The organism is Rhizobium sp. Rhizsp42, assembly GCF_047304155.1.
Taxonomy (GTDB): Bacteria; Pseudomonadota; Alphaproteobacteria; order Rhizobiales; family Rhizobiaceae; genus Rhizobium.
Genome location: NZ_JBGLYS010000018.1, coordinates 21,077 through 34,509 on the forward strand (window position 1 = coordinate 21,077; position 13,433 = coordinate 34,509).

The window sequence follows — 13,433 nt, forward strand, 5'->3', positions numbered from 1 at the left end:
CGCGTTTGCAAAATGGAAGCATGGAGAGGTCAATGGTATCGACGCCCGAAAACACGTTCGGTGCAGAACGCAGAATTGCGACTGCGGCGCCATCGAAACGAGACACGCGGCTGGACGTTCTGCGCGGTCTCGCGCTGATCACGATCTTTATTAACCACGTGCCCGGCCAGATCTTCGAGCATCTGACCACCAAGAATTACGGCTTCTCTGATGCCGCCGAGGCCTTCGTGCTGATCTCGGGCATCGCCGTGGGCATTGCCTACGGCTCGCGCTTCAAGGTCGCCGCTTGGTTCGAAACGGCGAAGAAGTCGACGAAGCGCGCCTTCACGCTTTACCTCGCCCACATGATCACGACATTCATGACGCTTGCGCTTTTCATCGCGGGTGCATGGCTGTTCCACCGCGCCGGCCTTCTTTGCGAAATCAATATTCTTGCGGTTCTCACCAACCCGCAGGCCGGGATTCCGGCGCTCATGCTGCTCGGCCACCAGATCGGCTACAACAACATCCTGCCGATGTATGGCGCGCTGATGCTGATGGTCCCAATCATCCTTCTGCTTGAAGCGAAAAGCCCGCTGCTGGCATTGGTCGTCTCCGGCTCGGTCTGGCTGCTGTCGGGCATATATGAGATCGCCCCGCACAATACCCTGATCGAGGGCTACTGGTTCCTCAATCCGCTCTCCTGGCAGTTCCTGTTCACGATTGGCATCGTCGGCATGATGCATGTGCGCCGTGGCGGTAAGCTGCCCAGCCATCCGCTGCTGATGGCACTGGCGGCCGGTTACGTCGCCTTGTCTTTCGTGTGGGTCGTCGGCCAGCTCTGGGGCATCGGCAATGCGCTGGCCTCGCTCGGCCTGCCGCCGGTCATCACCGGCTTCGACAAGACCTTCCTGTCGCTGCCGCGCCTTCTGCACGTGCTGGCCCTCACCTACCTGGTGCTGAACATCGGCGCGCTCTCGAACCTGCTGCGCCGCCCCGAGGACAATCCGCTGGTGATCTTCGGCCGCCATTCGCTGAACATCTTCGTCGCCGGCACGATCCTGGCGATGGTCGGTCAGGTGCTGCTCTACATCAACAATGGCGACCGGATCGTCGGCCCGATCTTCGTGGTTCTCGGTATCGTGATCCAGTTCGTCTACGCCTATCACCTTGAGCGCAAGAGAAAGCTGGGTCGCGCGGCTTCCGCCAAGCTGAATGCACCGCAGGGCCGGGCACTCCAGACAGTCTCCGTACGCGCCGATAACGGCCGTGGCATCAATCGGAAGTGACACAGCAAGGGCCGCGCCAGCGCTATCAGCACAGCGCGACCCCTAGCAAAAACCTTGACTCCTGTGGAAAACCTTTTAAGAGCAGCGGTGGAAAAGGAATATCCATGGTTCGCCAAGAACACGCCATTGCTGCACGCAGTGACCGGGCACGAGTTGCCGGGATGGTTATGATTTTTCCGGTTTCTTCCAAAACCAAGGCCAAAACGACGACGAAAACCGTCTGACGTCTCTGGCCTGCCGCTCTCTCCCCGGCTCGGCTGGGGACAGAAAGCCGCAATCGTTGCGCGCTTTCCCCCTCACCGAACAAGAGGAGAGATGAGAAAGAGAGCTTGAAAATGGGTTTTAAAGTTGCAGTTGCGGGAGCCACCGGAAATGTCGGCCGGGAGATGCTCAATATCCTTTCCGAACGCGGTTTTCCCGCTGACGAAGTCGTAGCGCTCGCTTCCGCGCGCTCGCAGGGTCTTGAAGTGTCCTACGGCGACAAGACGCTGAAGGTCATGAACCTCGAAAACTACGATTTCTCCGACACCGATATCTGCCTGATGTCTGCCGGCGGCGACGTATCGAAGAAGTGGTCGCCGAAGATCGGCGCGCAGGGTTGCGTCGTCATCGACAACTCCTCCGCATGGCGCTACGACCAGGACGTTCCGCTGATCGTGCCGGAAGTGAACCCTGACGCCATCGAGCAGTTCACCAAGCGCAACATCATCGCCAACCCGAATTGCTCGACCGCCCAGCTCGTCGTGGCCCTGAAGCCGCTTCACGAAGCCGCCACCATCAAGCGCGTCGTCGTTTCGACCTACCAGTCCGTTTCCGGCGCCGGCAAGGACGGCATGGACGAACTCTTCAATCAGACGCGCGCGGTCTTCGTCGCCGATCCGATCGAGAACAAGAAGTTCACCAAGCGCATCGCCTTCAACGTCATTCCGCACATCGATAGCTTCATGGAAGACGGCTACACGAAGGAAGAGTGGAAGGTTCTGGCCGAGACCAAGAAGATGCTCGATCCGAAGATCAAGGTAACCTGCACGGCGGTGCGCGTTCCGGTCTTCATCGGCCACTCGGAATCGGTCAACATCGAGTTCGAGAAGGAAATCACCGCCGATCAGGCTCGCGATATCCTGCGCGACGCACCGGGTTGCCAGGTGATCGACAAGCACGAGAACGGGGGCTACATCACGCCTTACGAATCCGCCGGCGAAGATGCGACCTTCATCTCGCGCATCCGCGAGGACGCAACCGTCGAGAACGGCCTCAACATGTGGGTGGTTTCCGACAACCTGCGCAAGGGCGCGGCATTGAACGCGATCCAGATCGCCGAACTGCTCGTCAATCGCGGACTTGTGAAGCCACGCAAGCAGGCTGCTTGAATATTTTCTTAACCATGTCTTGTTAAGCCCGTTACTTAAGTTAAGGCTTATTCAGGAGCGCGGGATGTCAAACGGCATCTCGCGCTCATCAAATGAATGGTCGTGACAACGTTGCCGATAGCGGGCTCCAGTCCGGCTGAAGGCTAGGCTGATCGAGATCGGGGTATTCGATGCGCAAGACAAGATTTTTGCTGGCAGCGGCGGCAGTGTTCGCCATGTTCCAGGCACTTCCGGCAACGGCTGAAGCGGCACCACAGTGCAGCAACACCAGCGCGGGCTTCGACCAGTGGGTGGTTGCCTTCAAGCAGGAAGCAGCGGCAAACGGCGTCAGCCGTTCCGTTCTCGACAAGGCCTTCGCCAACGTCGTCTACAACAGACCGACAATCTCCGCCGACCGCGGCCAGAAGAGCTTCAAGCTCTCCTTCGACGCCTTCATGCAGAAGCGCGGCGGCCAGGCCATCATCTCTCGCGGCAAGGGCATGAAGCGCGCCAACGCAGCGCTCTTTGCCAACATCGAACGCAAGTACGGCGTTCCGGCCGGTCCCCTGATCGCGATCTGGGGCATGGAAACCGGTTTCGGCAGCTACATGGGTACCCAGCACACCATGTCGGCAGTCTCCACGCTTGCCTTCGATTGCCGCCGTACCGCCTATTTCACTGACCAGCTCTACGCAGCGCTCCAGCTCGTCGGCGAAGGCTTCCTCAGCCCGCAGGCGCGCGGCGCCGCCCACGGCGAAATCGGTCAGACACAGTTTCTCCCGCGCAACGTCGTGCTCTACGGTGCGGACGGCGATGGTGACGGCCGGGTCGACATGGTCGGCTCACGCGCCGACGCGCTGGCCTCGACTGCGAACTTCCTGAAGGGCCACGGATGGCGTCCGGGCGCCGGCTATCAGCCGGGCGAGCCGAACTTCGCAGCCATCTCCGGCTGGAACGCGGCAACGGTCTACCAGCAGGCAATCGCCTATATCGGCCAGCAGATCGACGCGAACTAATTCAGACTTGATGATGAAATGAGAAAGGCGCCGCGGGAAACCGCAGCGCCTTTTTGCTTGTCTCGGATTTTGGTGTCAGACGTCAGGGCGAATGAAGTCGCGCGTTTCTGCGTCCATGACCCACAATTCGCCGGTCGAAATATCGAACCAGGCGCCATGCAGCTGAATGTCACCAGCCTCTTCGCGCGCCTTGATCTCCGGAAAGGTTCTGAGATTGTCGATCGAGTTGCGGATCGACACGCGCTCCAGCGCCGTCTGGCGTTCGCCAGGGGTCATCACGTCATTGCTCTGGATCTGCTCGGCAGCCGGCCGCACCAGCGACATCCAGCGTCCGATGAAATCGCCAGGCGACAACGGCTCGGCATCGGGATCGAGCGCCGCGCGGATACCGCCGCAGCGACCATGTCCCATGACGACGATATCTGTGACCTTCAGGGCCAGAACCGCGAACTCAAGTGCCGCCGAGGTCGCATGGAAATTGCTGTCCGGCTCGTAGGGCGGCACCATGTTGGCGACGTTGCGGACGACGAAGAGCTCGCCGGGCCCGGAATCGAAGATGAGTTCCGGCGCCGCGCGTGAGTCCGAACAGGCAATGACCAGCGTGCTCGGGCTCTGCCCGTGCTCCGCCAACGTCCTGTATCGGTCACGAGCGTCGGCATAACGCCCGCTCATGAAGTTGCGATAGCCGTCGAGAAGTGTATCTGGAAAACGCTGCATGATCTTCGATTACAGCGTGAGCGATGCAAGATCAATATCGCAGCGCCAAATGCGTTAACGGCCCCCGGCCGCTAGCTCTTTCGCCGCTGCGCCGGGTGCATCAGATGCCGCATCTGCACCATCGCCATCGGCGTCGACAGGCTGGAGGCGTCGTTTGCGAGTGTCAACTCGTCGCTACCGCGCTTCACCGCCCGAGCCAGCACCTCGTAGACGCTGGCCGTCGCCAGCTGCAACGCCTTCTCGTCTTCCATGCCGGACTGCAGCCGCGACAGGAAGAGAGCGGCGAGAAGATCACCCAGGCCGTTTGGCGGATTGTCGATCAGCCGGTGCTCAGCAAGCAGCGCGTGGCGCCCGGAGAGATAGAGGTTGCCCGTTCCACCAGCCATCATCGGCACCGCCGAGGTCACCAGCATCCGCGCGGGACCAAGCGCGAGCGCCGCCTCCATGATCTCGGTGTTGCTCTCCAGCGGCGCGCCGGATAGCCATGCAAGTTCGTAGCGATTGGGGGTCGCAAGCGACGCCAGCGGGATCAGATGGTCCCGGATTGCCTCAGCGGTCGCCTCGGGAACATAAAGCCCGCCGAGATCACCCATCACGGGATCGCAAACGTAAAACAGATCGGGATTGCGCTCGCGGAGCGCGGTGATCAACCGCCCGACGGAGCGGGCCTGCGCGGCATTGCCGAAATAGCCCGAAAGCACCGCCTTGACCTCGCCGATCCAGGGCGCGCGAATGAGATCGTCGATCGCCGCGTCGAAATCGGCTTCCGCGAAGGTTAGCCGCGTCGAACGACCGTGGCCCGGATGCCAGGGCAGAACGATGGTCGGCAGCGCCCATACCTGGTGGCCGAGCGTCTCGAGCGCGAACACCGCCGCCCGATTGCCGACCGACCCACGAACGACGTGGCTCGATATGACGATGACCGTGCCTGCTGCATTCTGCGACATGTTTATCCGATCCGGGTTCCGATCTTCAGTTGATCGTCTTTTTGCTGCGCGACTGTCAACAACTCTTCATTCGGGCGTGATCAAAGTTCTGGCGAAGAAAATCATATTCGGATCATTTTTTACAGAATTGACGACATGCCGGCTAAATTCGCACGAAAACTGCGATCGACGTCCCTATTTTAGCAATTTTTCTGTCAAACCTTCTGCTAACCTGCGCGCAATCGAGAAAATGGGGGACACAGTCAATGGCTGCTCGAAACAATCCGAAACGGGAAAAGCAGATCGAGAGCGCGAACAAGATCGCGACGGCGATGGGCGAGCACTATCTCGCGCCGGACATCCTCTTCGGACGCGCCAGCGGCGACGACCTTGAATCCTACACGCCTGAAATGCTGGCGATTTCCGCCGTCCACTGCGCGGCCGAACTCGCCGCCTGGACCGGCAGTGCCCCGCGCGTCACCGTCACCTCGCTCGACAATGTCGAGCCGGATGGCGTGGCGGTATCGGTCCTGTCGGTGACCGATCACAACATGCCGTTCCTCTATGAGTCGGTCATGGGCGAGGTAACGAGCAGCTACCGCGATCTCTTCATGGCGGTTCATCCCATTCTCGTCATGCAGCCAGGTCATCCGCCGGAACTCTATTCGCCGGATATGCCCGGCGAGCCGGCAAACCGTGTCAGCCACATCCAGCTTCACCTCGCGCCGCTCACCCCGGCGCAATCCGCAGACCTGATCGAGCGGATCGAAATCGTCCTCGAACAGGTGCGCCTGTCGGTTTCCGACTGGAAGCCCATGCTGGACAAGCTTGGCACCGCCATCGACGAGCTGTCGTCGCGCAATGTCGGCCGCCGCAAGGCGGATCGCGACGAAGCGGTCGCTTTCCTGACATGGCTGCGCGACGCCAATTTCACCCTTCTGGGCATGCGCGAATATGTCTATTCCGGCAAGGGCGCGGACGCGAAGGTCGAGCGCGACAAGGGCACAGGGCTGGGCATCCTCTCCAATCCCGATGTCCTGGTGCTCCGGACCGGCCGCGATGCGGTAACCACGACGCCCGAAATTCTGGCCTTCCTTGATGGCCCCGACTTCCTGATCGTCACGAAGGCCAACGTCAAATCCGTCGTCCACCGCCGCGCCTATATGGACTATGTCGGCGTGAAGCGCTTCGACGAGAATGGCAATGTCACCGGCGAACTACGCATCGTCGGCCTCTTCACCTCGACCGCCTACACCTCGCTCGCAACTGATATCCCGCTGCTGCGCTCGAAGGTGGAGAAGGTGAAAGAGCATTTCGGCTTCGATCCGATGAGCCATTCCGGCCGCATGCTCGACAACACGCTTGAATCCTACCCGCGCGACGACCTCTTCCAGATCGATACCGCCCTGCTCGCCACCTTCGCCGAACAGATTAACGATCTGACCGACAGGCCGCGTGTGCGGGTGCTGCCGCGCATCGATCACTTCGATCGTTTCGTCTCCGTTATCGTCTACGTGCCGCGCGAGGAATATGATTCGATCGTTCGCGAGAAGATCGGCACCTATCTCAAGACGATCTATGACGGCCGCGTCTCGGCCTACTATCCGGCTTTCCCCGAAGGCGGCGTCGCCCGCGTCCATTTCATCATCGGTCGCTCCGGCGGAAAGACCCCGCGTATCCCCCAGGCAAAGCTCGAAGAAGCAATCCGTGCCATCACGGCCCGCTGGGACGACCGCTTCGAAATGCTCGCCGGTCCGAAGGCGCCGAAGATCAAGGTGAGCAACGCCTACCAGGATCTCTTCCCGCCGGAGGAAACCTTCGCCGACTTCGCCGACATCGTCGCCTGCGCCACGGGCGAGCAGATCCGCATCGAATTCTACACGCGCATCAAGGACGGCGTGTCGCTGCTCTGCCTGAAGATCTTCCACTTCAATGGCCAGCTTGCGCTCTCCCGCCGCGTACCGCTGCTTGAGAATCTCGGCTTCAGCGTCATCAGCGAAGGCACCTTCGACATCAACGTGACACTGGCCGACGGCAGCGAGAAGCTGGTCGTGCTGCATGACATGGAACTCGAAGCCCAAAGCGGCGCCGAGATCGATCTGCAGCAGCATGGAGCTGCACTGGAAGAAGCCTTCCTGTTTGCCTTTGCAGGTGTCATCGACAACGACAACTTCAACCGCCTGATCATCTCGGCAGGCCTGTCGGCGCGCGAGACAAGCGTGTTGCGTGCCTACTCGCGCTATCTGCGCCAGGCCGGCATCGCCTATTCGCAGGATTACATCGCGACGACGCTGGATAAATACCCGGCTATCTCCTCGCTCATCTTCCGCCTGTTCCACGATGGCCTCGACCCGAAGCTGGCCGAGAAGAACAGGATCAAGAAGGCGACCGATCTTCACGCCAGGATCGAGACGGCGCTGTCGGACGTTCCAAGCCTTGATGACGACCGTATCCTGCGCCGTTACGTCAACGTGGTCGACTCGACGCTGCGCACCAACTACTTCCAGCGCAATCCTGATGGTTCCGCAAAAGCCATGCTGGCCTTCAAGCTCGATCCGCATTTGATCGACGGCCTGCCGGCGCCGAAGCCGTTCCGCGAGATGTTCGTCTATGGGGTCGAGGTCGAGGGCGTACACCTGCGTTTCGGCCGGGTGGCGCGCGGCGGCCTTCGCTGGTCGGATCGCGCCGAGGACTATCGCACCGAAGTGCTGGGCCTCGTAAAGGCGCAGCAGGTCAAGAACGCCGTAATCGTGCCCGTCGGCGCCAAGGGTGGCTTCTATCCGAAGAAGCTACCTGTGGGCGGCAATCGCGACGAGATCTTCAATGCGGGGCGGGAAGCCTACAAGACCTACATCCGCACGCTGCTGTCGATCACCGACAACATTTCCGGCACCGAAATCATCCCGCCTGAAAACACGGTGCGGCTTGATGGCGACGACCCCTATTTCGTCGTCGCCGCCGACAAGGGCACGGCAACCTTCTCCGACACCGCGAATGCGCTGGCGCAGGAAGCCGGCTTCTGGCTCGACGATGCCTTCGCATCGGGCGGCTCCGCCGGTTACGACCACAAGAAGATGGGCATCACCGCGCGCGGCGCCTGGGAGACCGTGAAGCGCCATTTTCGCGAGATGGACATCGACATCCAGACGACGCCCTTCACGGTCGCCGGCGTTGGCGACATGTCGGGCGACGTCTTCGGCAATGGCATGCTCTTGTCGCCGAAGATCCGGCTTCTGGCCGCCTTCGACCACCGCGACATCTTCATCGATCCCGATCCTGATATGGCCAAGACCTTGGCGGAGCGTCAGCGGCTGTTCAATCTGCCGCGCTCGAGCTGGCAGGATTTCGACAAGAACCTGCTTTCGAAGGGCGGCATGATCATCTCCCGTTCGGCGAAATCGGTAACGCTCACCGCGCAGGCCGCCGCGGCGATCGGCATGGACAAGACGGTCGCGACGCCGTTCGAAGTCATGACCTCGATCCTGAAAAGCCCTGTCGACCTTCTCTGGTTCGGCGGCATCGGCACCTATGTGAAGGCGACGTCCGAAACCGATACCGACGTCGGCGATCGCGCCAACGATCCCATCCGCATCAGCGCCGACGAGGTACGCGCCACGGTCATCGGCGAGGGCGCAAACCTCGGCGTCACCCAGCGCGGCCGCATCGCCTACGGGCTGAAGGGCGGTCGCTGCAATTCCGATGCGATCGACAACTCGGCCGGCGTGAACACCTCGGACGTCGAAGTAAACATCAAGATCGCGCTCGCCGCCGCCATGCACGACGACCGGTTGACGCGGCAAAAGCGCGACCAGCTGCTCTCCTCGATGACCGATGAAGTCAGCAAGCTGGTGCTCCGCAACAACTACCTGCAGTCGCTCGCCATCTCGCTGACCGAGCGCAAGGGCACCGGGAACGGCCTCGAGCTCACCCGGTTCATGGGTGTGCTGGAGACCGCCAAGCAGCTCAACCGCAAGGTCGAAACGCTCCCCGACGACACTGCCATGGCCGAACGCTACGCCGCCAACAGACCGCTGACACGGCCGGAGATCGGCGTTCTGCTGTCCTACGCCAAGATCGTTCTGTTCGATGCGCTCGCGGCAAGTGATCTGCCGGATGATCCCTATTTCGAGGCGACGCTCTCGCAATACTTCCCGGCCAAGATGCGCAAGTCCAACGCGTCGGATATCGCCAACCACCGCCTGAAGCGCGAGATCGTGGCGACCGTGCTGGCCAACGAAGCCATCAACCGCGGCGGCCCGAGCTTTGCCGTCAGCATGATGGACGCGACAGCCGCATCGGCGCCCGAGGTGGTGCGCGCCGCCATCATCGCTCGCGATGGCTTCGATCTGAGCCGGCTCTGGAGCGAGACCGATGCGCTTGACGGCAGGATTTCCGGCCAGATGCAGAACCGGATTTACGAGGAGATCAGCCATATCTTCACCGTCTTGACGCGTCTGCTGTTGAAGATGCAGATGGCCAAGGGTGACATCGCCGAAACCATCGAAAGGCTTCGGGCGGCTTTCAAGAAGCTGCAGCCAGTCTTCGCCAACCAGGTCGTTCCCGAACTCGAGGCGCGTCAGGCCGAGTATCAGGCCGCCGGCGTGCCGGACAAGCTTTCCGCCGAGATCGCGCATCTGATCGGCTTCGCGCTCGTGCCCGAGATCATGCAGATCGCAGAACGCACGGGTGAACCGCTGATCCGCGCCGCCGAGAGCTATTTCGCGGTCAGCCAGACCTTCCGCATCGGCCGGCTATTGGCAGCCGGCAGCCGCATCACCACTTCGGATCACTACGAGAACCTGGCGCTGGCGCGAAGCCTCGATCAGATCGCGACCGCGCGCCGCGATATCGTCAGCTCGGCGCTCTCAAACAACGGCAAGGAAAAACTGCCGGTGCAGGCATGGCATGCGAGCGACCGCATCAGGATCAACCGCATCGCCGAGGAACTGGCGGGTCTCAGCGAGGGCGGCGATCCGAATCTCGCCCGCATCACCGTCGCCGCCGGCCTGCTGACCGATCTTGCCAGAGACGGGGCGAGGTGAGACAGTCCGCTCCCAAATCAGGAGCAGGCCGGTGAATCGCATTGACTGGACGGGAACACAGCCCCAGCGCGCCACGCGCAGGGGCATCTGGGGTTGGATGTTCTTCGACTGGGCGGCGCAGCCATTCTTCACCGTCGTCACCACCTTCATCTTCGGCCCCTATTTCGTGGCCAGGCTGACGGCCGATCCAGTCTCCGCGCAGACGCTCTGGAGCAACATGGCGACGATCTCCTCGGTGATCATCGCCATTCTCTCGCCCATTCTCGGCTCGATCGCCGATCAGTCCGGCGGGCGAAAGCCGTGGATCGGCTTCTTCGCCGTTATCAAGATCGCCAGCCTCTGCTGCCTCTGGTTCGCGGCACCCGGCTCACCGGTCATCTACCCCGTGATCTTCATGATCCTGGCGTCGATCGCCGCGGAATTCTCGATCGTCTTCAACGATTCCATGATGCCGCGCCTTGTCGGAAAGGACGAAGTCGGACGGCTGTCCAACACCGCCTGGGGCCTCGGCTATCTTGGCGGCATGATCGTGCTGATCGCGGTTGTGGCGCTGCTTGCCGGAAGTCCCGAGACCGGCAAGACCATCCTCGGCCTCGACCCGCTCTTCGGCCTTGATCCGCACACCGGCGAGGATGCGCGCATCACCGGCCCGATCTCGGCCGTCTGGTATCTGATTTTTGTCCTGCCGATGTTTCTTTTCACGCCGGATGTAAAAGGCGGCCTTCCCTTCGGCGCCGCCGTCCGCTCCGGGCTGCGTGAAGTCAGGCATACGCTTGCGGAACTCAAGGAGCGCCGCCCGCTGCTGCGCTTTCTCGTCGCCCGCATGATCTACCAGGACGGCGTCAACGGCCTGCTGATCCTCGGTGGCGCCTTCGCGGCCGGCATGTTCGGCTGGGCAACCATCGAGATCGGCATCTACGGCATCATTCTCAATGTGGTGGCGATTTTCGGCTGCATCATCGCCGGGCGGATCGATGCGCGCATCGGCTCGAAGGCGACGATTGTCATCAGCCTGACCATGCTGCTCTTGGCGACCTTCGGTATCGTATCGACCGAACCTGGCTATACGCTCTTCGGGCTCGTGCCGCTTCCGACGGCGGATTCGGGCGGTCTGTTCGGGACCGCGGCGGAGAAAGCCTATATCGGCTACGGCCTGCTGATCGGCCTGGCATTCGGCCCGGTACAGGCCTCGTCGCGCTCCTATCTGGCGCGCAGCGTCAGCCTTGATGAGGCAGGTCGCTATTTCGGTATCTACGCGCTCTCAGGCCGGGCAACCAGCTTCATGGCGACGCTTCTGTTTTCGATCGTGACTTATGCGACAGGCTCGTCGCATCTCGGCATGGCCACGCTCGTCCTGTTTCTGGCCGGCGGGCTGGTCTTGTTGATCCGGACGCCCTATCCGGCGGATAGGGCGTAACCGTTTTCGTCTATGTTTAGTGGCGGAAGTGGCGCATGCCGGTGAAGACCATCGCCACATTGTGCTCATTCGCCGCGTCGATCACTTCCTGGTCGCGCATCGAGCCGCCTGGCTGCACGACGGCCGTGGCACCGGCGGCAATCGCCGACAGAAGGCCGTCCGCGAACGGGAAGAAGGCTTCCGACGCAACGGCGGAGCCCTTGGTCATCGGCTCGGCCCAGCCCATCGCCTTTGCAGCATCCTCGGCCTTCAGCGCGGCGATCCGGGCGGAGTCGATGCGGCTCATCTGGCCGGCGCCGATACCTGCGGTCTGGCCGTCCTTGGCGTAGACGATGGCGTTCGACTTGACGTGCTTGGCAACCGTGTAGGCGAATTTCAGGTCCACCAGTTCCTGCGCCGTCGGCTGGCGATTGGTGACGACCTTGAGCTCGATATCGTCGATCATGCCGTTGTCACGGCTCTGTACCAGGAGGCCGCCGGCCACGGTCTTCGCCGTAAGGCCGCGAGAGCGCGGGTCAGGCAGGCCGCCGGTCACGAGCAGGCGCAGGTTCTTCTTGGCTGCGATAACCGCCTTGGCCTCTTCCGTCACCTCAGGCGCGATGATGACTTCGGTAAACAGCTTGACGATCTCTTCCGCCGTCTCGGCATCGAGCAGCTGGTTGAGCGCGATGATGCCGCCGAAAGCGGACGTGCTGTCGCAGGCAAGCGCCCGAAGATAGGCGTCCTTCAGCGTCGGGCCGGTGGCGACGCCGCACGGATTGGCATGCTTGATGATCGCGCAGGCCGGGCCGGTCTTCTCGGGCGAAAACTCGCCGATCAGCTCGAAGGCGCCGTCCGTGTCGTTGATGTTGTTGTAGGAGAGCTGCTTGCCCTGCAGAAGCGTTGCCGTGGCAACACCCGGACGGTTTTCGCCGGTCACATAGAAGCCGGCCGTCTGGTGCGGGTTTTCGCCGTAGCGCATCTCTTCCTTCAGCACGCCGCCGATGACCCGGTGACGTGGCGTGTCGATCGACAGCGCTTCGGCGAACCAGTTGGAGATTATCGCGTCGTAGGCGGCCGTGCGCGCATAGGCCTTGGCGGCGAGACGCTGGCGGAAGGCATAGCTTGTCTGGCCTGCATCCGACGAAAGCTGCTCAAGAAGCTCCGGATAGTCGGCCGGATCGGTCAGGATCGCGACGTATGCATGGTTTTTGGCCGACGCGCGGATCATCGCCGGGCCACCGATGTCGATATTCTCGACGGTGGTCGGATAATCGCCACCCGCCGCGCGCACATCCTCGAAGGGATAGAGGTTGATGACGGCGAGGTCGATGCCATCGATACCATGCGCCTTCATCGCCTCCTGATGCTCGGCGTCGTCGCGGATCGCCAGCAGACCGCCGTGAACCCTCGGATGCAGCGTCTTCACGCGGCCATCCATGATCTCCGGAAAGCCCGTGACGTCGGAAACGTCGGTGACATCAAGGCCGGCAGCTGCGATCGCCTTGTGGGTGCCGCCGGTCGACAGCAGCCGAACGCCCCTTTCGGCAAGCGCGCGCGCGAGGTCTACGATGCCGGTCTTGTCGGACACGGAGAGCAAGGCGGTCTTGACGGCAACCTTGTCGGGGGCGGGGATTTTCTTGGAAACAACGGCCATGTGGCTTCTCCGTTCGATCTTCGGGAGACATCCGGCGAGGTGCGCGGAATATGGCGCCGCGT

The 13,433-nt window shown here is 61.9% G+C and carries 9 protein-coding genes; 6 read left to right on the forward strand and 3 right to left on the reverse strand.

Annotated elements, in window-relative coordinates; translation table 11 throughout:
• Positions 1 to 32: 32 nt before the first annotated feature.
• The 4 genes from ACCD05_RS17840 (at position 33) to ACCD05_RS17855 (ending at position 3,633) form a co-directional block, all read left to right on the forward strand.
• A complete protein-coding gene (locus tag ACCD05_RS17840; protein ID WP_413394321.1) occupies positions 33 to 1,268 on the forward strand; it encodes an OpgC family protein in 1,236 nt (411 codons plus the stop codon).
• Positions 1,265 to 1,492: a hypothetical protein gene (locus tag ACCD05_RS17845; RefSeq protein WP_413394322.1), complete on the forward strand. Its 228-nt coding sequence runs from the start codon at positions 1,265 to 1,267 to the stop codon at positions 1,490 to 1,492. The genes ACCD05_RS17840 and ACCD05_RS17845 overlap by 4 nt, the downstream gene beginning before the upstream one ends.
• Positions 1,493 to 1,603: 111 nt before the next feature.
• A complete protein-coding gene (locus ACCD05_RS17850; RefSeq protein WP_026283462.1) occupies positions 1,604 to 2,638 on the forward strand; it encodes an aspartate-semialdehyde dehydrogenase in 1,035 nt (344 codons plus the stop codon).
• A gap of 170 nt (positions 2,639 to 2,808) precedes the next feature.
• Entirely contained in the window at positions 2,809 to 3,633 is an 825-nt protein-coding gene (locus ACCD05_RS17855) for a lytic transglycosylase domain-containing protein (protein WP_209234530.1), read from the forward strand.
• A gap of 75 nt (positions 3,634 to 3,708) precedes the next feature.
• On the opposite strand, the gene ACCD05_RS17860 is transcribed toward ACCD05_RS17855, so the two are convergent.
• A complete protein-coding gene (locus ACCD05_RS17860; protein ID WP_018901094.1) occupies positions 3,709 to 4,350 on the reverse strand; it encodes a carbonic anhydrase in 642 nt (213 codons plus the stop codon).
• Between the two features lie 71 nt (positions 4,351 to 4,421).
• Entirely contained in the window at positions 4,422 to 5,297 is an 876-nt protein-coding gene (gene pdxY / locus ACCD05_RS17865) for a pyridoxal kinase PdxY (RefSeq protein ID WP_018901095.1), read from the reverse strand.
• Between the two features lie 245 nt (positions 5,298 to 5,542).
• On the opposite strand from pdxY, the gene ACCD05_RS17870 reads away from it, so the two are divergent.
• Complete coding sequence (locus ACCD05_RS17870) at positions 5,543 to 10,318, forward strand: NAD-glutamate dehydrogenase (RefSeq protein WP_413394326.1); 4,776 nt, start codon at positions 5,543 to 5,545, stop codon at positions 10,316 to 10,318.
• A gap of 31 nt (positions 10,319 to 10,349) precedes the next feature.
• Positions 10,350 to 11,735 (forward strand): MFS transporter, encoded by a 1,386-nt coding sequence (locus ACCD05_RS17875; protein ID WP_413394328.1) that lies wholly within the window; start codon positions 10,350 to 10,352, stop codon positions 11,733 to 11,735.
• Between the two features lie 16 nt (positions 11,736 to 11,751).
• Here the strand turns inward: ACCD05_RS17875 and purH are convergent, their stop codons facing one another.
• A complete protein-coding gene (gene purH, locus ACCD05_RS17880; protein WP_413394330.1) occupies positions 11,752 to 13,371 on the reverse strand; it encodes a bifunctional phosphoribosylaminoimidazolecarboxamide formyltransferase/IMP cyclohydrolase in 1,620 nt (539 codons plus the stop codon).
• Positions 13,372 to 13,433 lie beyond the last annotated feature (62 nt).